15 protein-coding genes are annotated in these 21,947 nt (G+C 70.5%); 8 read left to right on the top strand and 7 right to left on the bottom strand.

Annotation, left to right across the window (positions count from 1 at the left end; genetic code table 11):
• Positions 1-47: 47 nt before the first annotated feature.
• The 4 genes from ACAM52_RS02910 (at position 48) to ACAM52_RS02895 (ending at position 10,513) form a co-directional block, all read left to right on the top strand.
• Positions 48-266: a hypothetical protein gene (locus ACAM52_RS02910; RefSeq protein WP_062474298.1), complete on the top strand. Its 219-nt coding sequence runs from the start codon at positions 48-50 to the stop codon at positions 264-266.
• On the top strand, positions 263-8,473 hold the full coding sequence (locus ACAM52_RS02905) for a glucoamylase family protein (RefSeq protein ID WP_369646071.1): 8,211 nt from the start codon (positions 263-265) through the stop codon (positions 8,471-8,473). The genes ACAM52_RS02910 and ACAM52_RS02905 overlap by 4 nt, the downstream gene beginning before the upstream one ends.
• A 35-nt stretch (positions 8,474-8,508) precedes the next feature.
• A complete protein-coding gene (locus tag ACAM52_RS02900; RefSeq protein WP_369646070.1) occupies positions 8,509-9,051 on the top strand; it encodes a hypothetical protein in 543 nt (180 codons plus the stop codon).
• 211 nt (positions 9,052-9,262) lie between these two features.
• Positions 9,263-10,513: an MFS transporter gene (locus ACAM52_RS02895; protein ID WP_369646069.1), complete on the top strand. Its 1,251-nt coding sequence runs from the start codon at positions 9,263-9,265 to the stop codon at positions 10,511-10,513.
• A 6-nt stretch (positions 10,514-10,519) separates the two neighbouring features.
• Here the strand turns inward: ACAM52_RS02895 and ACAM52_RS02890 are convergent, their stop codons facing one another.
• Positions 10,520-11,446, bottom strand: a complete 927-nt coding sequence (locus ACAM52_RS02890) for a LysR family transcriptional regulator (protein WP_369646068.1) — start codon at positions 11,444-11,446, stop codon at positions 10,520-10,522.
• Between the two features lie 48 nt (positions 11,447-11,494).
• Between ACAM52_RS02890 and ACAM52_RS02885 the strand changes: the two genes are divergently transcribed.
• Positions 11,495-12,019 carry an N-acetyltransferase family protein gene (locus ACAM52_RS02885; RefSeq protein WP_369646067.1) on the top strand — a complete coding sequence of 175 codons (525 nt, stop codon included), beginning with the start codon at positions 11,495-11,497 and terminating at the stop codon, positions 12,017-12,019.
• Complete coding sequence (locus tag ACAM52_RS02880) at positions 12,006-13,325, top strand: MFS transporter (RefSeq protein WP_369646066.1); 1,320 nt, start codon at positions 12,006-12,008, stop codon at positions 13,323-13,325. The genes ACAM52_RS02885 and ACAM52_RS02880 overlap by 14 nt, the downstream gene beginning before the upstream one ends.
• On the opposite strand, the gene ACAM52_RS02875 is transcribed toward ACAM52_RS02880, so the two are convergent.
• The gene (locus ACAM52_RS02875; protein ID WP_369646065.1) at positions 13,243-14,190 is read right to left on the bottom strand and encodes a nitrilase family protein; all 948 of its coding nucleotides are present in this window, start codon (positions 14,188-14,190) and stop codon (positions 13,243-13,245) included. The two genes, ACAM52_RS02880 and ACAM52_RS02875, sit on opposite strands and share 83 nt — an antisense overlap.
• 112 nt (positions 14,191-14,302) lie before the next feature.
• Here ACAM52_RS02875 and ACAM52_RS02870 point away from each other — a divergent pair, with 112 nt between their 5' ends.
• The gene (locus ACAM52_RS02870; RefSeq protein ID WP_095746483.1) at positions 14,303-14,761 is read left to right on the top strand and encodes a helix-turn-helix domain-containing protein; all 459 of its coding nucleotides are present in this window, start codon (positions 14,303-14,305) and stop codon (positions 14,759-14,761) included.
• A gap of 13 nt (positions 14,762-14,774) precedes the next feature.
• Here the strand turns inward: ACAM52_RS02870 and ACAM52_RS02865 are convergent, their stop codons facing one another.
• From ACAM52_RS02865 to ACAM52_RS02845, 5 genes are all read right to left on the bottom strand, one after another.
• Positions 14,775-16,100: an OprD family outer membrane porin gene (locus ACAM52_RS02865; RefSeq protein ID WP_369646064.1), complete on the bottom strand. Its 1,326-nt coding sequence runs from the start codon at positions 16,098-16,100 to the stop codon at positions 14,775-14,777.
• Positions 16,101-16,110: 10 nt separating this feature from the next.
• Positions 16,111-17,292, bottom strand: a complete 1,182-nt coding sequence (locus ACAM52_RS02860; protein ID WP_369646063.1) for a DUF1624 domain-containing protein — start codon at positions 17,290-17,292, stop codon at positions 16,111-16,113.
• A 76-nt stretch (positions 17,293-17,368) separates the two neighbouring features.
• A complete protein-coding gene (locus ACAM52_RS02855) occupies positions 17,369-18,646 on the bottom strand; it encodes an AI-2E family transporter (RefSeq protein ID WP_062474318.1) in 1,278 nt (425 codons plus the stop codon).
• On the bottom strand, positions 18,643-19,395 hold the full coding sequence (locus tag ACAM52_RS02850) for a LytTR family DNA-binding domain-containing protein (RefSeq protein WP_307694842.1): 753 nt from the start codon (positions 19,393-19,395) through the stop codon (positions 18,643-18,645). The genes ACAM52_RS02855 and ACAM52_RS02850 overlap by 4 nt, the downstream gene beginning before the upstream one ends.
• Complete coding sequence (locus tag ACAM52_RS02845) at positions 19,392-20,465, bottom strand: sensor histidine kinase (RefSeq protein WP_369647692.1); 1,074 nt, start codon at positions 20,463-20,465, stop codon at positions 19,392-19,394. The genes ACAM52_RS02850 and ACAM52_RS02845 overlap by 4 nt, the downstream gene beginning before the upstream one ends.
• Positions 20,466-20,522: 57 nt before the next feature.
• Here ACAM52_RS02845 and argH point away from each other — a divergent pair, with 57 nt between their 5' ends.
• On the top strand, positions 20,523-21,920 hold the full coding sequence (argH, locus tag ACAM52_RS02840; protein WP_095746486.1) for an argininosuccinate lyase: 1,398 nt from the start codon (positions 20,523-20,525) through the stop codon (positions 21,918-21,920).
• Positions 21,921-21,947: the final 27 nt, after the last annotated feature.

Below are 21,947 nucleotides of genomic sequence, written 5' to 3'. Positions count from 1 at the left end.
TCGCAATCGCGCGGCAGCTCGAAGTCGTTTCACAGGAGCCCGTTGCAATGTCCGTCCCGCAGTCCCTTTCCCATTCTCAGATCGATTTCGTCGGCAGCGATTTCGAAGCCCTGGCTTCCCACATGCACCACTGTGCACGTGCTCACGGGCGATGGTTCTCGCTGCGAAGCCACATGCAACGTGTGCGTGCGCTCGCTGCGGGTCGCATTGTCACGATGGCCTGCGTGGCCGTGGTGTTGGGCATCGGCCTGTTCGCGGTCACTTGAGCGCCGCTGCCGTCGTCGACCGCCTCCAAGGGCTCAGTCACTACGCCCGGACCCTTCTGCTCGGTCCGCACGACCCGGTAGCCCTCCCGATTCGCGCCGAACTCTTCGGTGCCCAACGTTTCGAACAGCACGGCCACAGCCTGGCCCGTGCCCAGGTGGTGGAAGACGAACACCACCGCGCGCGCGAAGGCGCGCCCTTCTTTCCGCGGGTCGACGAAAACCTCGAGTCGCTGCGCGCCGCCTTCGACTACATCGCGCTGATCTCGCTGAGCGGGCGCTATGTGTCGCCGGCGGCCGAATGGCTGCTCGACAACTTCCACCTCGTCGAGGCGCAGCTCCAGCAGATCCATGACGGCGTGCCGCGCAGCTACTACGCGCGCCTGCCCAAGCTCGTCACGCCGCCGCTGGCAGGGCTGCCGCGCGTGTACGGCATTGCGTGGGCCTATGTGGCGCACACCGACAGCGTGCTCAACAAGACGTTGTTCACGGCCTTCCTCAACGCCTACCAGGACATCGACGAGCTCATGCTCGGCGAACTGTGGGCACTGCCCACCACCCTGCGCGTGGTGCTGCTCGAAAACCTGCGCCGCGTGGCCGAGCGCATTGCCGAGAACAAGGTCGCGCGCGAGATCGCCCATGCGGCCTGGGACGCGGCGCCGCACCTCTCGGTGCAAGACCTCGACGTGCTCTACCGCGCGCTGCAGAGCCACGGCCTGCAGGACAGCTACCTCACGCAGCTGTGGCAGCGCCTGCCCGTCGAGCACGGCGACGACATGCCCGCGCTGGTGCGCTGGACCGAGCAGCACTGCCCCAACGGCCCGGCGCTGATCGGCGACGCGCAAAACGCGCAGGCCGCGGCCAACCTCACGGTCGGCAACATCATCACGACCTTGCGCATGATCGGCCAGGTCGAGTGGAGCGACCTCATCGAACCGGTGAGCCGCTCGCTGCGCGTGCTGCGCGAACTGCCGAGCTTTGCGAACGAGAGCGAACTCACGCGCCAGCAGATCACGCATGCGATGGAGCAGGTGGCGCGCAGCACCGAACGCCCCGAGCGCGAAGTGGCGCAGGCCGTGGTCACGCTGGCGTCCAGCGCGCCGGCCGACGAAGCCGGTGCGGAGACCGACCGCGCCGATGGCACCGCGGGCTACTACCTCTTCGGCCAGGGCCGGCCCGCGCTGATCGCGTCGCTGCAAGCGAACGCAGCGCCGAGCCAGGCCACACGCACCGCGCACACACGCCCCGCGCGCAGCCATCGCGGCTGGCGCCTGCCCGTCTACGTGGGGTCCGTCGCCCTCGGCACCGCGCTGCTGCTGGCCGCCGTGGTGCACAGCCTGCCGCATCGCGGCGACTGGACCACCGTCGCGGCGTTGCTGCTGCTCGCGTGGCCGCTGTCCGAAGCGCTGATTGCGCTGGCGCAACGCATCATGGCGGAGTCGGTGCGCGTGCAGGCCCTGCCACGCCTCGATTTTGCAAGTGGCATTCCCGAGCGGCACCGCGCGCTCGTCGTCATGCCCACGATGCTGGGTTCGACCGCGAACAACGCCAGGCTCGCGCACCGGCTCGAACTGCACTGGCTCGCCAACCGCGAGGCGCACGCGCAGTTCGCACTGCTGACCGACTGGGCCGACGCTTCGCAAGCATCGATGCCCGACGACGCGCCCTTGCTCGATGACGCCCAGCAACGCATCGCCGCGCTCAACGCCAAGTACCCGCCAGCGGATGGCACCGCGCCGCGCTTCCTGCTGCTGCACCGCCCGCGCAGCTGGAGCGAGACCGAGCAGCGCTGGATGGGCTGGGAACGCAAGCGCGGCAAGCTCGAAATGCTGATGCGCCTGCTGGCCAGCGGCGACGCCAGCGGCTTTCTTCCGCTCGCGCCGGGCCAGCAGCTCGCGCCCGGCCGCACGCCCTATGTGCTGACGCTCGACAGCGACACCGGCCTGCCGCCCGGCGCGCTGCGCGACCTCGTCTCGATTGCCGCGCATCCGCTGAACGCGCCCGAGATCGACATGCCGAGCCGGCGCGTGGTCGCGGGCTTCGGCATCCTGCAGCCGCGCATCGTCACGCCGTTCCCGATGCGCAGTGAGCGCTCCTTCTTCCACTGGGTGTTCGCCGGGCAGTGCGGCCTCGACCCCTACGGCAGCGGCGCCTCCGACATCTACCAGGACGTGTTCGGCAGCGGCTCCTTCACCGGCAAGGGTTTGCTCAACGTGCGCGCGGTGCACGCCACGCTGAACGACCGCCTGCCCGACAGCGCCGTGCTGAGCCACGACCTGCTCGAAGGCAGCGTCGCGCGCTGCGCGATGGTCAGCGACGTGGTGCTGGTCGAAGACCATCCGCACCATGCCGGGGTGGCCGCCTCGCGCGTGCACCGCTGGGTGCGCGGCGACTGGCAGCTGCTGCCGCTGATGTGGCGCGCGCGCCGTTTCGGCATCGACGCGCTGGGCCTGTGGAAGATGAGCGACAACCTGCGCCGGTCGCTGGTGGTGCCGGCGTCTTTCGCGCTGCTGGTGCTGGTGATCTTCACGCAGGCCATGCCGCTGGGCTGGGCGCTGGCCGCCGTCGGTGCGGCGCTCACGCTGGGCCCGCTGCTGGGCGCGCTGGCCGGCCTGGTGCCGACACGCCGCGCCATCGAGCTGCGCCACTTCTTCGACGCGGGCGCGGTCGAGCTGCTGCGCGCCCTGGCCGGCGCGGCCTGGCAGTTCGTGCAGCTGGCGGCGCAGACGCGCCTGCTGTTCGACGCGGCTTTCCTCGCCACCTGGCGACTGGTCGTGAGCCGCAGGCACCTGCTGCAGTGGACGACGGCCGACCAGGCGCAGGCGCAATCGAGCCAGCGCCTGAAGCCCTTCGTGCGCAGCGCGGCCCTCAGCAGCGCCGTGTGCCTGGTGCTCGCCCTTCTCGCGAACTGGAGTGCCTACCCCGTGCTCGGGCCCCTGCTCTTCGTGCTCTGGTCGCTGGCGCCCCTCGCAGCCTGGTGGGGCAGCCGTGTCGACGCACACGCCGAAGACCCGCTCGCGCCCGCGCAACGCAGCTACCTCGAGACGCTGGCGCACGACACCTGGCGCTTCTTCGAGCACGTGGTCGGCCCGGACGACCACCACCTGCCGCCCGACAACCTGCAACTCGAGCCGCAGCCGACCCTCGCGCATCGCACCTCGCCGACCAACATCGGCATGTACCTGCTGGCCACCTGCTGTGCACGCGAGTTCGGATGGATCGACACGGAAGCCCTGCTGGCGCGCCTCACGGCCACGCTCGACACCGTCGATCGCATGCAGAAGCACAACGGCCACCTGTTCAACTGGTACGACACGCAGACACTCAAACCGTTGCCGCCGGACTATGTGTCGAGCGTGGACAGCGGCAACTTCGCGGGCCACCTCGTGGCCGTGGCGCAGGCCTGCCGCGCCTTCGCGGCGGAAGACAACTGTCAGGCCCACGAGGCCCCCGCGCTGGAAGCACTGGCCCGACGCTGCGACGCGCTGCACGACGGCATGGATTTCAGCGGCCTCTACGACGCCAAGCGCCACCTGTTCCACATCGGCCTGCGCGTCGAAGAGAACGTGCTCGACGCCAGCTACTACGACCTGCTGGCCTCCGAGTCGCGCCTGTTGAGCTTCCTGGCGATTGCCAAGGGCGACGTGCCGCGCCGCCACTGGATGGCGCTGGGCCGCCCGTTCCTTCTTGTGGGCTTCCTGCCCAGCCTGAAGTCGTGGTCGGGCTCGATGTTCGAGTACCTCATGCCAGCGCTCGTGATGACCGAGCCCACCGATGGCCTGCTGCAGGTGGCCAACGCCGCGGCCATCGCCGAGCAGCAGGCCTTCGGCCGCGCGCAGAACATGCCGTGGGGCGTGTCCGAGTCGGCCTACTTCGCGCAAGACCATTCGCTGGCGTACCAGTACTCGCCCTTCGGCGTACCGCGCCTGGCGCTGCGGCGCACGCCGCCGACCGACCGCGTGGTGGCGCCCTACGCCAGCCTCATGGCCGCGCCGTTCGCGCCCGAAGCGGCGGTGCGCAACCTCGCGCTGCTCGAATCGCTCGGCGCGCGCGGCGAGTTCGGTTTTCACGACGCGATCGACTTCACCACCTCGCGCCAGGCCGAGGGCCAGGATTTCACCGTGGTGCGCAACTTCATGGCGCACCACCAGGGCATGTCGCTGGTGGCGCTGTGCAACGTGCTGCGCGACGACGCGCCGCGCCGCTGGTTCGGCAGCGCCGCGCTGGTGCAGGCGCACGAGTCGCTGCTGCACGAGCGCACGCCGCGCCAGATCATCGGCAGCGCCGACCCGCGCACGCCGCCCGAGCCCAGCCAGGCCGAGCTGGCGCCGCTGTTCCAGCCGCGCGTGGTCGATCCGACGGGGCCGGGCTTCCAGCCCACGCACCTGCTGTCGAACGGCCGCTACACGGTGGCGCTGCGGGCCAACGGCGCGGGCGTGAGCCGCTGGCGCGCATTCAACGTGACGCGCTGGCGCGACGATCCGCTGCGCGACAGCTACGGCACCTTCTTCTATGTACGCGACGAAGGGAAAGCCGAGCTCACCTCGCTCACCGCCCTGCCCGCGCCCGGTGCCGACTGGCACTACCGCACCCGCTTCCTGGCCGACCAGGTGCAGTTCGATGCGACCGGCCCCGGGCTGCAGGTGCGCACCACGGTGCTCATCAGCCCCGAGGACGACACCGAGCTGCGCCACATCACGCTGCACAACAGCGGCGACGAAACGCGCACGCTCGAACTCATCTCGTACTTCGAGCCCGTGCTGTCGAACCCCAAGGCCGACGAGGCGCATCCGGCCTTTGCCAACCTGTTCGTCGAATCGCGCTGGGAACCGGCATGGCGCGCGCTGCTGCTGTCGCGCAAGCCGCGCCTGCATGGCGATGCGGTGGTGGCCGCGGTGCACTTCGTGGCCTCGGTCGACGCCAACGTGCTGTCGATCGACTGCATGACCGACCGGCGCGCCTTCATCGGCCGCAACCGCACGCTGGCCGACCCTGCGCTCGACCCGCAACCGCTCACGGCCCAGGGCAAGCAGGTGAACGGCCTGGACCCCATCGCCTGCCTGCGCGTGCGCCTGTCGATCGCGCCGGGCACCACCGCGCGCCTGAGCTTCGCCACCGCCGCCGACGAGAGCATCGAGGCGCTGATGCCCTGCATCGACCGCTACCTGCAGCCCATGCACGTGGAGCGCGCCACCCGCATGGCCGCCACGCTGGCGCAGGTGCGGCTGCGCGACCTGAGCATCGCGCCCGCGCAGAACCTGGCGCTGCAAGACCTGACGACCATCCTCACCTACACCACGCCGCGCGTGATGAGAGACCGCGGGCTGATCGACCTGCGCCAGATCTGGCGCTTCGGCATCTCGGGCGACAAGCCCATCGTGCTCGTCTACATCCACTCGATGAACGGCATGGGCCTGATCAACACGCTGCTGCGCGCGCAGCCGTGGTGGGGCTTCGGCGGCGTGGCCTGCGACCTCGTGGTGCTCAACAGCGAACCCAACTCGTACCTCATGCCGCTGCAGCGCGAGATCGAAATGCTGCGCACGCGCGTCGCACAGCAGACGCAGAACAGCTTTCCGCGCAACGACACCGCCGGTTTCTACCTGCTGCGCGACCAGGACGTGGTGCCTTCGGAAAAGGCCGCGCTCTCCAGCCTGGCACGCGTGGTGTTCACGGCCGACGGCCGCGCGCTCGAAGTGCAGGTGGCGGCGTTGCATGAGGCACGCAACCCGACGATTGCGGACGACAGCAGCGCACCGGTGCAGCACCGCACGCCGCTGTTGACGCGGCAGGCGGCCTCGCCGACCCACACAGCCCCCACTGGCGACTTCGATGCCGAGAGTGGCGAGTTCCGCTTCGAGGTCGGCCCCGACCGCCGCACGCCGCGCCCGTGGATCAACGTGATCGCCAACGCCACCTTCGGCTTCCAGGTGTCCGAATGGGGCACCGGCTACACCTGGGCCGGCAACAGCCGCATGCACCAGGTCACGCCGTGGTCGAACGACCCGGTGCAGGACCCGGCCTTCGAGCACTACCTGCTGCAGGACGTCGCGACGCGCGAGATGCTGCCGCTCACGCCCGCCGGTGGCAGCGATGGCGCCACCGGCCACCGCGTGCGGCACGGCCAGGGCTACACCGTCTTCGAATGCCGTCAGGGCGACCTCGCACTCGAAACCACCTTCTTCGCGGACCGCGATGAGGCCGTCAAGCTGGTGCATGTGCGCGTGCGCAACGAAGGCGCCGGCCAGCGCCGCCTGCGCGCGCTCGCGATGGTCGAGTGGCAACTGGGCGCCGCGCGCGGCGAACGGCGCACCGTGCATTGCTGGAAGCCCGAAGACCAGCCGGCCGTGTTCGGCCAGCAGCGCGAATCGAGCGCGGGCTTCGGCGGCAGCGCGGCTTTCCTGCTGCTCGCAGGCCTGCAAGGCGCGACGACCGGGGCCACGCAATGGACCTGCGACCGCAGCGAGTTCTTCGCCGGCCGCGGCATCGTCGAAGTGCCCGACACGCTGGCCAGGCGTGCCGGCAGCGGGCTCGATGCCTGCGCGGCGATTGGCGGGGAGTTCGTCGTGGCGGCGGGCGAAACCGCAAGCTTCAGCTTCGTGCTGGGCCACGCGGGCAATGCCGACGCGGCGCTCGAGCTTGCGCGCCGCTGGCGACAGCGCGACGTGCCCGAGGCGCTGGCGCAGGTGCGCGGCTTCTGGGACGAGCTGCTGGGCCGTCTGCAGGTGCGCACGCCCGACCCGCTGTTCGATGCGCTGGTCAACCGCTGGCTCGTGTACCAGACGCTGGCCTGCCGACTCTGGTCGAAGGCCGGCTTCTACCAGGCCGGCGGTGCCTTCGGCTTTCGCGACCAGCTGCAGGACGCGATGGCCTTCGCGCTCACCGACCCGCCGCGCCTGCGCGCGCAGATCCTCGTGAACGCGGCGCGCCAGTTCCCCGAAGGCGACGTGCAGCACTGGTGGCACATGCCCGGCGGCGCCGGCGTGCGCACGCATTTCTCCGACGACCTGCTGTGGCTGCCGTATGCGTCGGCGCACTACGTCGAGGTGACGGGCGACGCCTCGCTGCTCGACGAAATGGTCGGCTTCATCGAAGGCCCCGGCATTCCCGAGGGCGCCGAAGACGCCTACTACGCGCCGCAGAACAGCGGCCGCATGGCCACCGTGTTCGACCATGGCGCGCGCGCCATCGACCGCAGCCTGAAGACCGGCGTGCACGGCCTGCCGCTGATGGGCACCGGCGACTGGAACGACGGCATGAACCGCGTCGGCCACGAGGGTCGTGGCGAATCGGTGTGGCTCGCGTGGTTCCTGTGCAGCGTGGTCGAGCGCTTCGCGCCGCTCGCGCAAGCGCGCGGCGAACACGAACGCGCCGCGCGCTGGACCGAAGCGCGCACGGGCTGGATCGCCGCGCTGCACGACGCCGGCTGGGACGGCGCCTGGTTCCGCCGCGCCTTCTTCGACAACGGCGCGCCGCTGGGCTCGTCGATCAACGGCGAATGCCGCATCGACCTGATCGCACAGGCCTGGTCGGTGCTCTCGGGCGCCTCGGACGCGGCCCACACCGGCCCGGCCATGGCCGCCATCCAGAAGCACCTGCACGACGAGCCGGCCGGCCTGCTGCGGCTGCTGGCGCCGCCGTTTGCCCAGTCGACCCACAACCCGGGCTACATCCAGGCCTACCCGCCGGGCGTGCGCGAGAACGGCGGCCAGTACTCGCACGGCGCCGTGTGGGCGCTGATGGCGCAGGCGCTGCAGGGCGACCATGAAGCGGCGTGGCAAAGCTTCGAGGGCCTGAGCCCGGCCCACCGTTCGCAGCACCCCGCGCGCGGCCCGGTCTACGAGCTGGAGCCCTATGTGATGGCGGGCGACGTCTACGGCGCTGCGCCGTATGTGGGCCGGGGCGGCTGGAGCTGGTACACCGGCTCGGCCGCGTGGCTGCACCGTGCGGCCGTCGAGACCTTGCTGGGCCTGAACGTGAAGGGCAGGCAGTTGTCGATGACGCCGCATGTGCCCGCGCACTGGCCAGGCTTCGAGCTCGCGCTGCGGCTCGGCCAGCGCCGGCTCACGCTGCAGTGGGGCACCGTCGAAGGCGCCGCCGCGCCCACGCACCATGTGGCGGTGGGCGAATGGATCGACTGGCAGGCGCTGCCGGCGGATGCGGTGCTGCGGGTCGCTGAAGCGGCAGGCAAGGGGCAGATGACGGCGTAGGTTATGGTCCGGACCCGCTTTCACCCCGCGCATTCATGACCAAAATCCAGTTCCGCCGACGCGTCATCGTCCTGATCCTCCTGTGCGTGGCCGTGGGCGGCGGCATCGTGCGGCACTACGCGGCGCCCGGCACCACCACGCGCGACATCGCCACGCTGCTGATGGTGCTGTGGGTGCCGATCATCGGCAACGTGATCGGGTGGCTCATCGGCAAGCTGCCGCGCCGCACGCCGAAGCAGGCCCCGCCCGCGGGCTTCGACGCGCTGCCCGAGTTCACGCCGCACCTGGCCGTGGAACTCACCTTCCGCCGCCCCTCGGTGCCGGCGCAGGACGTGCCGCTGGGCCCCGGCGAATACCGCGGCGCGCTGGTGCTCGACACCGAAGGCTTCTCGGCGCGCTGGCGCGTGCCGCAGGGCACCTCGCTCGCGCGCGGCACGCCGGTCGCGCTCGACATCGAATTTCTCTCGCCGGCCGTTGCGCAGCCGAAGTTCGTGCAGGGCACGGCCTTCCGCGTGCTGGTCGATGAATCGTTCGTGGCCGACGGACAGGCGCTCGAGTTGCGCCCCGCCCACACTTAATCCCGGCAACTCAAAAAGACGGTGATGGCGAAAGGCGCCATTGCCGCATCCCCGGGCGGCTGCAGACAGCAAGGGGGTCGATTGTTAGCCGCAGGGAAACTGTCTACTGCTCCACCGCCCCTTGGTCGCAAGGCCACCGGCTCGCACACTCCAATGCCCCCTCACCGGCATTGGCGCCTTCATCGCCGATGCGTTCAAGGACCGCATCTGCATGATGAATTCTTCCGGCAGCAACCCCTGCATCGACGACCTGGCGGCGCCCGCGCGCGACGCCGTGGCCGCCCCCACCCGCTCCGCGTGGCTCGCGGTCGGCTCCATTGCCGTCGGCACCTTCGCGATGGTGTCGACCGAGTTCATGCCCATTGGCCTGCTCACCGACATCGCGCGCGGCCTGAACGTGTCGGACGGCACGGCCGGCCTGATGATCACCATGCCCGGCGTGCTCGCCGCCTTCGCCGGGCCGGCGCTGATCGTCGCCTCGGGCCGGCTCGACCGGCGCACGGTGCTGATCGCGCTCACGCTGCTGCTGATCGCCTCGAACCTGCTGGCCGCGTTCGCGCCCAACTTCACCACCATGCTGGTCGCGCGCCTGATGCTCGGCCTGGCCGTGGGCGGCTTCTGGACCTTCGCGCCCGCCGCTGCCACGCAGCTCGTGCCCGACGCCTCGAAGGCGCGCGCCATGTCGTTGGTGCTGGCCGGCGTGTCGGCCGCCACGGTGCTCGGCGTGCCCGCGGGCTCGTGGCTGGGCACGATGTTCGGCTGGCGCGCTTCGTTCGCCGTGACCGGCGCGCTGGCCGCGGCCGTGCTGCTGGTTCAGCTGTGGCTGCTGCCCGCGATTCCGCCGCAACGTGCCATCGGAGCGCGCGACCTGCTCACGCCGCTCACGCGCCGCATGGCGCAGGTCGGCCTGCTCGCGGTGCTGTTCTTCATCGCCGGTCACTTCGCGGCCTACACCTACCTGAAGCCGCTGCTGCAGCAGGTGTTCGGCCTGCAGGCCAACGCGGTCTCGACGCTGCTGCTGGTCTACGGCGCAGTGGGCTTCATCGGCACCTTCCTCGGCGGCAGCCTGGTGGCGCGCAGCGTGCGCGGCACCACCCTGCTGGCGGCGCTGATGCTCGCCACGGCGCTGCTGCTGTCGACGCTGATCGGCACCGGCATGGTGGCCGGCGCGGTGGTGGTGGTGATCTGGGGCGTGGCCTTCGGCCTGATCCCGGTGGCACTCACCGGCTGGATGATGGAAGCCGTGCCCGACGCGCAGGAAGCCGGCCAGGCCCTGCTGGTGACGGGCTTCCAGGTGGCGATCGCCTCGGGCGCGCTGATCGGCGGCCTGATGGTCGACAGCCGCGGCATCTCGCCCACGATGGTGCTCAGCGGCGTGCTGGTGCTGATCGCCGCGCTCATCGTCGGCACGCTGGGCCGCGCACGCGGCGGCGCGGTGCCGCTGGCGGCGATTCCGGAGTAAGTACCTTCAACGGCGGCCGGGCTTCCTGCCGGCCGCCACGATCGCCTCGAGCACCGTGCGCAGCGCCTTGTTGAGCGGCTTGTCGCGACGGATCACCACCGCCAGCGTGCGGTGCATGCGCGGGGCCAGGCGGCTGGCCTTCAGCGCCGGATGGGCACCGCGCCCCGCCATCGACATGCCGGGCACCATGCCGTAGCCCAGCCCCGCGGCCACCATCTCCTTCATCGCCTCGACGCTGCCCAGCTCCATCACGGGCTGCGGCTGCAGGCCCTCGGCCGCGAACCAGCGATCGACCAGCTTGCGCGTGTTGGCCGCGGGCTCGAACAGCACCAGCGGCAGCGTCGCGAGGTCGGATGGCGTGACGCGGGCCTTGAGCGGCGCGAGGTCGGCGCGGCCGATGGCGACGAACTCGTCGTCGCACACGGGGATCACGCTCAGCGAGCGCCCCGCGGCGGGCAGCGTGACCAGCGCGAGGTCGATGCTGTTGTCTTCCACCTTGCGCACGTGCTCGTCGGTGTTGCCCGTGCTCACCACCACGCTGAGCGCCGGGAAGGCCTCGCGCAGCTGGCGCAGCACAGAGGGCAAAAAGTACAGGCAGGCCGTGGCGCCCGTGCCCAGCCGCACGCGGCCCGTGACACCGCGCGCGTGGTCGGCCAGCGCGTCGACGGCGTTCTCGACCGCCGCCTCGATCTGCGGCACATGGCGCAGCAGCTCCGCGCCGGCCGGCGTGGCCCGCGCGCGCTTGCCGACGCGCTCGATGAGCCGCACGGCGAGCCGGCGCTCGAGCTGGCGCACCTGCAGACTCACGGCCGGTTGCGACAGGCCGAGCCGGTCGGCCGCGGCGGAGAAGCTGCCGGTGTCGATCACCAGGGCGAAGGTGGCGAGCTGGTCAAGGTTGAGGTTCTTTTCCAAAGTATTCCTTATGCGCTGCATAGGTTGACCAAGCTTCACTTATCGATCCTGGCTCGTCAAGATCGAGTCATGTCCTCCCCCACCCTTGCTTTCACCGCGCTCGACATCGCCGATGCCGAGCCCCACCACATGGCCCGCGTGCAGGCCATCTACAGCCACTACGTGCAGCACGACCTGTGCTCGTTCGAAGAAGAAGTGCCCCCCGTCGCGCAGATGCAGACACGCCGCATCGACGTGCAGGAACGTGGCCTGCCGTACCTCGTGGCACTGAAGGATGGCGAGGTGGCCGGCTACGCCTACGCCGGCCCCTATCGCACGCGCTCGGCCTACCGGCACACGGTGGAAGACTCGATCTACGTCGCGCCCGACATGCACGGCCACGGCATCGGCACGGCGCTGCTGCAGGCGGTGATCCACCGCTGCACCGAGGCCGGCTTCACGCAGATGGTCGCGTGCATCGGCCACAGCGGCAACGCGGGCTCGCAACGGTTGCATGCGAGCCTGGGCTTCGAGACGGTCGGCGTGCTGCGCCACGTCGGCTTCAAGTTCGGCCAGTGGGTCGACACCGTGCTGATGCAGCGTGCACTGCGCTGACCACACCCCGGCGTCGCCGCAGCGCGGATGGCTCGCGCTGCTGTGCGCGAGCCGCCTGCTGCAGGGGATGATCGTCACGGCCTACTCGGGCGTGCTGCCGTTCATGCGCGACGACTGGCAGATGACGGCCGCGCAGGCCGGTTCCATCCAGAGCGCCTGGCACGTGGGCTACATGAGCTCGCTGTTCGCGGTGGGCCTGCTGGCCGACCGCTTCGGCCCGCACCGCATCTTCGCCGTCGGCGGCGCGATCGGCGCGGCCGCGTCGCTGGCCTTTGCCCTCTTCGCACACGACCACCGCTCGGCCCTGCTGCTGTACGGCCTGGCGGGGCTGTGCGCGGGCGCCTCGTACACGCCGGGGCTGCAGCTGCTGTCGCTCAACGCCGGGCCGGCGGTGCGTGGGCGCGCGATGGGCCTGTTCCTTGGCGCGGCGTCGATGGGCTATGCGTTGTCGCTCGCGGTGGTGGCGGGCTTCAGCGTGGTGGCGCACTGGCGCACCGGGCTGCTGGTGGCGGCGGGCTGCACGGTGATGGGCGTGCTGCTGGCCCAGCTCGCGCTGCGGCGCATGGCACCGCCTGCGCCACGGGTTGCCGGTGCGCCGCGCGAAGGCGTGCTGCAGGCGCTGAACGCGACCGTGCGCGACCGGCCCGCGATGGCCGGCAACTGGGCCTACGCCTTCCACTGCTGGGAGCTCATGGCGCTGTGGGCCTGGCTGCCCGCCTACCTGATGGCCTCGTCGCGCGGTGGCGCGACCGCGTGGCCGGCCGCGGGGATCGCGCTGGCGGCGTTCGCGCACCTCGTGAGCGTGTTCGGCAGCGTGGTGGGCGGCGCCGCGTCCGACCGGCTGGGCCGCGCGCGCGTGATGATGATCGCCACCCTCGCGAGCCTGAGCCTGTCGTTCACCTTCGGCTGGATGTGGACCTGGCCGCTGTGGGCGCTGGCCGCGATGGCGGCGCTGTACAACCTGCTGGCCATCGCCGATTCGTCGGTCTACTCGACCGCGCTGGCCGACGTGGTGGCGCCGCACCGGCTCGGCGTGGCGTTCTCGGTGCGCTCGGTGATGGGCTTCGGCGCGGGCGCGCTCAGCCCCTGGGTGTTCGGGCTGGCGCTCGACTGGGGGCAGGCGCGGTTCGGCTTCGGCAGCACGTACGCGTGGGTCGCGGCGTGGAGCTCGGTCGGGCTCGGGGCGCTGCTCGGGCCGTGGATGATTGTCCGTTTTGCCCGGCTCAGCGCGGCAGTGCCGCCCCGCCCCGATAGCCCAGCATCGCGTCGTACAGATCGGTTCGCCGGTCGCGGTGCAGGTCGTTGAGCGGCGTCCAGATCGGCGCCGAACGCGCGGCGCCCAGGTCGACGTCGGCATAGAGGATGGTTTCTTCCTCCGGCCCGGCGATGCGCCCCATCGGCCAGCCGTTGGTGCCCGCGATCAGCGAGTTGCCCATGAAGCCCGTGCCGCGCTCCTGCCCCACGCGGTCGGCGGTGGCGATGAAGACGTTGTTGGCGTGCGCGGCCGTCATCGTCAGGTAGGCCGCCATGCACACGCCGCTGGCGTCGTACAGCGGCGGCGGCGTCCAGACCCAGCCCGTGGGCACGCAGATGATGTCGGCGCCCTGCTGCGCCACGATGCGCGGCGCCTCGGGAAACCAGATGTCCCAGCACACGAGCAGGCCGATGCGGCCGATCTTCGTCTCGAACACCGGGTAGCCCTCGTTGCCGGGCGTGAACCACAGCTTCTCGTGGTTCCACAGGTGCGTCTTGCGGTAGCGGCCGATGTAGCCGTCGGGGCCGACGAGCACGGCCGTGTCGAACAGCTGCATGCCGTCCTGCTCGGCCAGGCAGCCGACGAGGTACACGCCGTGCTGCGCCGCGAACGCGACCCAGCCCTGCACCGTGGGGCCGTGCGGCACGGGCTCGGCGTGGGCGAAGGCCTCGGCGCGGCCGTTGAAGCAGTAGCCGGTGGTCGCCAGTTCGGGCAGCACGATGAGCTGCGCGCCGCCGGCCACCGCCGCTTCGAGTTGCGCGCGCACCGCGGCGGCGTTGCGCGCGAGGTTCTCGACGCCGACCTGCGGGTCGAACTGCACGACGGCCACGCGCACGGGGCTGGCGCGCAGGCCGGGCACGGCGTCGCCGCCGGAAGGGATGTCGTGGGAAACGGGGGTTGGGAGGGTTATGGCCATTTCAGGTTTCAAATTAAAACCATGCGGATGCTAGTCGCATTGGTTTTAATTTGCAACCAATCCAACGCTACGGTCTAATCCCGCCATCCCAGGGACGCACAGGAAACACACGATGGCCAGGAGAAAAAGTCTGAGGTTCGACGCCTGCCCGATGGCGCGCGCGCTCGAGATCGTCGGTGACCAGTGGTCGCTGCTGATCGTGCGCGACGCCTTCGACGGCATGCGGCGCTTCGGCGAGTTCCAGCAGAGCCTGGGCGTGGCCAAGAACATCCTGGCCGACCGGCTGAAGTGGCTGGTGCAGGAAGGCGTGTTCGACCTCGTGCCGGCCTCGGACGGCTCGCTCTACCAGGAGTACGCGCTGACGGCCAAGGGCCGCGGCCTGTTCCCCGTGGTGGTCGGCCTGCGGCACTGGGGCGAGGCGAACCTGTTCGCGCCCGGCGAGCCGCATTCGGTGCTGCTGGAGCGCGAGAACGGTGAGCCGGTAGCGCCGATCGACCTGCGCACGCGCGACGGCCAGCCGCTCGACCCCGCCGCGACCTTCGTGAAGAAGCTGCCCGTCACGGCCCCCTGACAGCGCCGCCCGCTCAGTCGTTGCCGATCGGGTACTCCAGCGCGACGCGGATCTGGCGCGTGTTGAGTTCGGCCTGCGCCTTGTTGTTGCGGTGCTCGCCGTAGCGCAGCAGGAAGGCCATGCCCTTGGCGCTGCCTTGCTGGACCGTGTAGCGCAGCCACAGGTCGCGCTCCCAGTGCCGGCCGCCCTGCCCGTAGCCCAGCCACGCGTAGCCTCCGCGCGGCGGCACCCGGCTGCCGTCGATGCCACTGCCGCGGATGTAGGCCGCGCCCAGGCTCAACCCGGGCGCTCCCCAACGCGCGGCATCCACTTCGTACCGCAGCTGCCACGACCGCTCATGCGGCGCATTGAAGTCGGACAGCTGCGCCGCATTGCCGAGCCAGACGGCGCCGCGCGTCACGTAGTCGAACGGCGTGTCGCCCGCGACCTTCTGCCAGCCCAGGCCCACGCGGTGGGGGCCGTGGGCGTAGCTGGTCATGAGGCTCGCGGTGGTGTTGTCCACCGGGCCGGCCAGCGCGCGGCCCGTGTCCTTGCTGCGGTACACCTGCAGGTCGAAGGACAGCGCACGCTTCTGCGGGAGCGGCACCGTGTAGTGGGCGCCCAGGTAGCCCGTGCGCCAGGTGTCCTTCAGGCGTGCGACATAGGCCGTGAGCGACAGCGAAGCGCTGCCCTTCCATGTGCCGCCGGCAAAGTCGAACACATCGGCGCGCGGTGACTTCGGGTCGAGGTAATTGACGATCAACGGGTGGTTCGTGCCGCGCGCATGGCGGTCGGTCGACCCGGTGAAGCGGCCGGCCTGCAGCGTGAGCGTGTCGAACTCGCGGCTCGTCAGCAGCCAGCCGCGCATGGTCTCGGGCAGCAGGCGGGAATCGGACGCGCTGAAGACCGGCGTCTTGACGCGTTGCTCGCCCACCGTCAGCACGGTGGCGGAGATGCGCGCCTTCAGCGCCACGCCGCCGCGCGCGATGCCGTCCTGCGCGTAGCCCGCGCCGTCCACGGGCAGCATGCGGATCTTGCCGACACGCAGATCGTCGCCGTCGAGGCTGCGCGCGAGCGAGGCATGCGCGTCCACGCCGAAGCCGATCCAGCCCGGCGTGAAGCCGGACGCGAGGGTGCCCATGACGCCGTAGCCCCACTCCTGCGCGTGATCGCTGCGCCGCGCCCGGGGCAGCGAGGCATTGCGCCCGCCGTTGCTGCGGTCGCCGTGCAGGTAGCTCCGGTGCTCGTACACGCTGCGCTGGAGCACGTGCCAGCGCGTGTCCTCGATGAAGCCGCCGCCTTCGGCCGCGAGGGCGGACGTGCCCAGCATGGCGAGGGCCGCGCCGCAGACCCGCTTCATCGCCGGCCCTTCACAGGTACTTGAGCCACGCGATGTCGCGGCGCCGCGCCTTCAGGGCGGCGAAGGCGCGCACCGCCGGATACAGCGCAAAGGCCAGCACCCCGGTGACCAGCCACACCATCCAGACGGCGTCGAAGCCGAACAAGCGGCCCTGGTTGGGGCCCCAGACCGCCTCGGCCCCCAGGTAGAGGAACTTGAGCACGTACAGGTGCAGCACATAGAAGAACATGGGCGCCGCGCCGAACACGGCCAGCGGCGCGAGCCAGGCCGCGCCCTGCCGGCGCTCGAACAGGCGCAGCAGCCACAGCCCCACGCCGAGCGTCAGCGCGATGAACAGCAAGGACGGCGGGTACTTGGTGACGTTGAGGAAGGCCATCACGGTCGTCAGCGCGCTGTCGCCTGCTGCCCAGGGCTTGTCGCCGTAGGCATTGAGTGCGCGCAGCCCCACGAAGCCAATGAGCAGGCCCACGGCCCACGCGAGCAGCCGCCGCTGACGCTGCGGCGCATCGGCGCCGGGCAGGAACCACGGCCCGGCGACGTAGCCCAGCGCGATCACGCCGATCCACGGCAGCAGCGGGTACGACGTGCGCAGCCTCAGGGCCTCGGACACCTCGATCCAGCCCCGGTCGTGCAGCACGGCCCAAGGCACGTGCAGCACATGGCCGACGGGAAAGTGCACGCCGTCGAGCAGGTTGTGCCCCGCCACCAGCACCACGCCCAACACGACCAGCGCCCGGCGCGGCAGCCACACCAGCGCCGACAACGCCAGCATCGACAGCCCGATCACCCAGATCACCTGCAGGAACACGGTGGCCGGCGGGAACTGGAAGGTCCAGGCAAAGTTGACGACCGTGACCTCCAGCAGCACGAGGAACAGGCCCCGTTTCCACAGGAACGAGGACGCCGCCGCGCGGCCGTCCGCCTGCTTCGCGCCGTAGAGAAAAGCCGACAGCCCGGTCAGGAACACGAACACCGGCGCGCACAGGTGCGCCAGCAGGCGGCCGAAGAACAGCGCCGGCGGCGTCTGCGCCACGAGCATCGGGTCGGGCACCTGGTGGTGCAGGTAGAAGGTCTCGCGCACGTGGTCCAACAGCATGAACAGGATCACGAGGCCGCGCAGCGCGTCGATGGAGAGCAGCCGGGCCGGGGCGCCGGCCCCGGGTGGCAAGGAAGCGGATGAAACGTCGGGCATTTAATTATTGCGAATCGATTCGCAATAATTTACAGCATCGGACGATGCACCCTCCTGAAGGGTTTGAAGGGCCGGTTTATTCGCCGAGCAGTTCGCCGATCGGCTGCAGGTCTTCCACCCGGTCGCAGATCGACTTGATGACCATGGTGATCGGGATGCCCAGCAGCAGCCCCCAGATGCCCCACAGCCAGCCCCAGAAGATCACGCCCACGAACACCGCCACCGGGTTCATGCGGCTGGTGCGGCTGGTGAGCCAGGGCATCAGCAGGTTGCCCACCACCGTGTGGATGGCCAGCGACACACCGCCCACCAGCAGCGCCATCTCGATGCTGCTGAACTGAAGGAAGGCCATGAGCCCCGCCGCCACCAGCACGATCACCGAGCCGATGTACGGAATGAGGTTGGTCACGGCCGCGATGATTCCCCACACGGCCGCGTTCTCCACGCCGAGCAGCCAGAAGGCCAGGCCGGTGGTCAGCCCCACCAGCCCACTCACCAGGATCTGCACCAGCAGGTAGCGCTCGATGTTGCGCGTGATGTCGTCCAGCACGTGCACCGTGACCTTCTTCTTCTGCAGGCTGGGCCCGGTGATCTTGATGAGCTTGCGCCGGAAGGTGTCGCCCGAACACAGCGCGAAGTAGGTGAGGAAGGCCACCAGCGTGAGCTGCCCCAAGGCGTTGAGCAGGCCGACCGTGCCGCTGAGCAGGTAGTCGCGCACGTTGAAGCCCGGCCGCTCGATCACGACGCGCGCCACGCCCTTGCGCGAAGCGACGCGCGCGGAGTTTTCCTCGGCCGCTTTCTCGAGCTGCGCGGCGGCCTGCTGCACGCTGTCCAGCGGCGTGGCGCTGGCGTTCTTGTCGCGGCGCATGGCCTGGCCGAGCTTCTGCGCGGCGACCGGCAGCGAGTCGAGCAGTTGCGAGGCGCTGCCCGAGAGCGAATAGCCCGTCCACCCGAGCCCGCCGAACAGGCCCAGCAGGATCGCCGCCGCGCCGATCCAGCGCGGCACGTACCAGCGGTGCAGGCGCTCGACCAGCGGCGACAGCGCGTAGTTCAGCAGCAGGCTCAGCATCAGCGGCACGAACACGGCCTGGCCCCAGCGCAACGCGAAGACGCTGGCGAGCACGGCCAGCACCACCAGCGAGGCGCTGCGCACGTCGACCGGCATGTGCAGCACGAAGCGCCTGCGCAGGGCGGAGGTCGCCTCTTCGGCGGTCGCGCTCGGCTCGACCGGCGCTGCGGGCTCGACGGGGTCGACCGGCGGCGCCGGCACCGGTGCGGGTGCAGGCGGCGGCTCATCCGCAGCCACCGGCCGTTCAGGCGCCGGTTTCGGGCCGGCCGGGGTGTCGTCGGTCATCGCGATTCCTTCAGCATCTCGCGCACCGCGGCCAGCTGGCGGCGCGACACCGCCACGGGCTCGGGCACCGAGTCCAGCCGCAGCGCCCAGCCTTCGGCGTCCTCGCCGTCGTCGTAGCGCTCCAGCGCGCGGATCGCCGCGCGCGCCACCAGCGCGTTGCGGTGCACGCGCAAAAAGCGGTGCGGGTAGCGCTCCTCGAAGTCGTTCAGCGAGCCGTCGAGGATGTGGCTGCGCGTGGCGGTGCGCACCGTGAGGTACTTGTATTCGGACTTGAGGTACAGCACCTCGGACAGCGGCACGCGCTCGGCGCGGCCCCGGTCCTGGATCAGCACGCACTCGGGCGTGGCCTCGGGGGCCGGCTGGGCGGCGCGGCGCTCTTTCAGGAAGCGCTCGACCTTCTGGAGCGCCTGCTGCAGCCGCTCGGCGCGCACGGGCTTGGTGAGGTAGTCGACCGCCTCCAGCTCGAAGGCCGTGACCGCGTGGCTGGCGTGCGCCGTCACGAACACCACGGCCGGCGCGTCGGGCCGGCTGCGCAACGCGCGCGCCACCTCGATGCCGTCGATGCCGGGCATGTGCACGTCGAGCAGCACCAGGTCGAGGTCCATCGCGGCCAGGTGGGCCAGCGCCTCTTCGCCCTGCGCGGCCTCGGCCGTCACCTCGGCGGCGGGCGAGCTGCAGTCGCGCAGCAGCGTGCGCAGGCGCGAGCGGGCCAGGGCTTCGTCGTCAACGATCAGGGTCTTGAGGCTCATGATTCGGCGGGGATGGCAATGCGTACGCGGTAGTTCTTCTGGTCCATGCCGGCGCTGAACTGCATCTGCATGTCGTGCAGCAGGCGCAGCCGCTCGCGCACGTTGTCCAGGGCGATGCCGTGGCCGCGCGGCAGCGGCTCGTCGGCCCAGCGCAACGGCGGCAGGCTGTTGACCACCTCGATCACGACCATGCCGCCGCGCCGCTCGGTGCGGATGCGCAGCTTGCCGCCCTCGGGGCTGGGCTCCACGCCGTGCTTGATGGCGTTCTCGACCAGCGGCTGCAGCAGCAGGGGCGGCAGGCGCGCGTCGCTGGCGGCGGCATCGAGGTCCCAGCGGATGCGCAGGCGCTCGCCGAAGCGCACCTGCTCGATGGCCAGGTAGCGCTCGGCCAGCGCGATCTCGTCGGCCAGCGTGCCCGATTCGCCGGGCACGGTGAGCGCCTGGCGGAACAGCTCGGCCAGGTCTTCGAGCATGGTCTCGGCCTTGGCCGGCTCCTCGCGCACCAGCGCGATGGCGCTGTTGAGCGTGTTGAACAGGAAGTGCGGGCGGATGCGCGACTGCAGCTCTTCGAGCCGGGCCGTGGTCGCGGCCGGCGTCTGGCCGCGCGCGCGCAGCACCATCGCCGCCATCACCAGCCCCGCGAACAGTGCGCCGGCCAGCGCGCTGGCCAGCCAGGGCGCGCTGGCGATCACGCCGGTCAGGCGCAGCAGGCCGCAGCCATACAGCGAGGCCACCGCGCCCAGCACGGCGCCCGCGGCGTACTGGCCTGGGGGCGGCAGGCGCCGCAACTGCTTCTTGAGCCCGCAGGCCGCCACCAGCCACATCAGCGTGGCGGGCAGCGCGCCGCCGGTCACCGTGGCCGCCTGCACCAGCCATTCGCCGAAGGTGCCGACCACGAACAACGTGGCCACCGCCACCACCGCTTCGACGAACACCACGGTGCGCAGCACCACGCCGATCTGGCAGGCGTCGAACAGCGCCGGACCGCCGCGCACGGGCGCGCGCGCACGTTCCGGGGACGAAGCGGACGTGGAGGGGGAGCTGGCCGATAAAATCGCCGGGTTGCGCATCGCAGACATCAGATCCATCGGGTGACCAACCCATTATTGCCTTCCTGGACGGCTCCCATGACCCAAAACCAACTCGACAAGAAATCCGAAGCCTGGTCGGCCCTGTTCTCCGAACCGATGAGCGACCTGGTGAAGCGCTACACCTCCAGCGTCTTCTTCGACAAGCGCCTGTGGCAAGCCGACATCGAGGGCTCGCTGGCGCACGCCGGCATGCTCGCGGCCCAGGGCATCATCAGCGTGCAGGACCACGCCGCCATCGAGCGCGGCATGGCGCAGATCCGCGGCGAGATCGAGGCCGGCAGCTTCGAATGGAAGCTCGACCTCGAGGACGTGCACCTGAACATCGAGGCCCGCCTGACCCAGCTGGTCGGCGACGCCGGCAAGCGCCTGCACACCGGCCGCAGCCGCAACGACCAGGTCGCCACCGACGTGCGCCTGTGGCTGCGCGGCGAGATCGACCTCATCGGCGACCTGCTGGTCGAGCTGCAGAAGGCGCTGGTGGACATCGCCGAGAAGAACGTCGAGGTGATCTTGCCCGGCTTCACCCACCTTCAGGTGGCCCAGCCCGTGAGCTTCGGCCACCACATGCTGGCCTACGTGGAAATGTTCAGCCGCGACGCCGAGCGCATGGGCGAGGTGCGCAAGCGCGTCAACCGCCTGCCGCTGGGCGCCGCCGCCCTGGCCGGCACCAGCTACCCGCTGGACCGCGAGCTCGTGGCGCGCACCCTGAAGATGGACAGCGTCTGCCAGAACAGCCTGGACGCCGTGAGCGACCGCGACTTCGCGATCGAGTTCACCGCCGCCGCCAGCCTGTGCATGGTGCACGTGAGCCGCCTGAGCGAAGAACTCATCATCTGGATGAGCCAGAACTTCGGCTTCATCAACATCGCCGACCGCTTCACCACGGGCTCGTCGATCATGCCGCAGAAGAAGAACCCCGACGTGCCCGAGCTGGCGCGCGGCAAGACCGGGCGCGTGGTCGGCCACCTGATGGCGCTCATCACGCTCATGAAGGGCCAGCCGCTGGCCTACAACAAGGACAACCAGGAAGACAAGGAGCCGCTGTTCGACACCGTCGACACGCTCAAGGACACCCTGCGCATCTTTGCCGAGATGATCGGCGGCATCACCGTGAAGCCGCAGGCCATGGAAGCCGCCGCGTTGCGCGGCTACGCCACCGCCACCGACCTGGCCGACTACCTCGTGAAGAAGGGCCTGCCCTTCCGCGACGCGCACGAAACCGTGGCCCACGCCGTGAAGGCCGCCACCTCGCACCAGGTCGACCTGTCGGAGCTGCCGCTGGCCGTGCTGCAGCAGTTCAACCCGAACATCGAGAAGGACGTGTACGACGTGCTGAGCCTGCGCGGCTCGCTCAACGCCCGCAACGTGCTGGGCGGCACCGCGCCCGTGCAGGTCAAAGCGCAAGTCGCCCGCCACCGCGCGCGCCTGGGCTGAAGCCCGCGGCCGCACCATCGAGGGCCG

The sequence above is a fragment of the Variovorax sp. V118 genome, assembly GCF_041154445.1.
GTDB lineage: Bacteria > Pseudomonadota > Gammaproteobacteria > Burkholderiales > Burkholderiaceae_C > Variovorax > Variovorax boronicumulans.
Note: the sequence above shows the minus strand (reverse complement) of the source record. Positions and strands in the feature narration are given on the sequence as shown.

Coding starts and splice junctions, on each gene's coding strand:
- ACAM52_RS02875 (WP_369646065.1), bottom strand. CDS start 14,190: ATGGCCATAACCCTCCCAACCCCCGTTTCCCACGACATCCCTTCCGGC.
- ACAM52_RS02845 (WP_369647692.1), bottom strand. CDS start 20,465: ATGCGCAACCCGGCGATTTTATCGGCCAGCTCCCCCTCCACGTCCGCT.
- ACAM52_RS02885 (WP_369646067.1), top strand. CDS start 11,495: ATGTCCTCCCCCACCCTTGCTTTCACCGCGCTCGACATCGCCGATGCC.
- ACAM52_RS02910 (WP_062474298.1), top strand. CDS start 48: ATGTCCGTCCCGCAGTCCCTTTCCCATTCTCAGATCGATTTCGTCGGC.
- argH (WP_095746486.1), top strand. CDS start 20,523: ATGACCCAAAACCAACTCGACAAGAAATCCGAAGCCTGGTCGGCCCTG.
- ACAM52_RS02870 (WP_095746483.1), top strand. CDS start 14,303: ATGGCCAGGAGAAAAAGTCTGAGGTTCGACGCCTGCCCGATGGCGCGC.
- ACAM52_RS02895 (WP_369646069.1), top strand. CDS start 9,263: ATGATGAATTCTTCCGGCAGCAACCCCTGCATCGACGACCTGGCGGCG.
- ACAM52_RS02890 (WP_369646068.1), bottom strand. CDS start 11,446: ATGCAGCGCATAAGGAATACTTTGGAAAAGAACCTCAACCTTGACCAG.
- ACAM52_RS02850 (WP_307694842.1), bottom strand. CDS start 19,395: ATGAGCCTCAAGACCCTGATCGTTGACGACGAAGCCCTGGCCCGCTCG.
- ACAM52_RS02900 (WP_369646070.1), top strand. CDS start 8,509: ATGACCAAAATCCAGTTCCGCCGACGCGTCATCGTCCTGATCCTCCTG.
- ACAM52_RS02860 (WP_369646063.1), bottom strand. CDS start 17,292: ATGCCCGACGTTTCATCCGCTTCCTTGCCACCCGGGGCCGGCGCCCCG.
- ACAM52_RS02865 (WP_369646064.1), bottom strand. CDS start 16,100: ATGAAGCGGGTCTGCGGCGCGGCCCTCGCCATGCTGGGCACGTCCGCC.
- ACAM52_RS02855 (WP_062474318.1), bottom strand. CDS start 18,646: ATGACCGACGACACCCCGGCCGGCCCGAAACCGGCGCCTGAACGGCCG.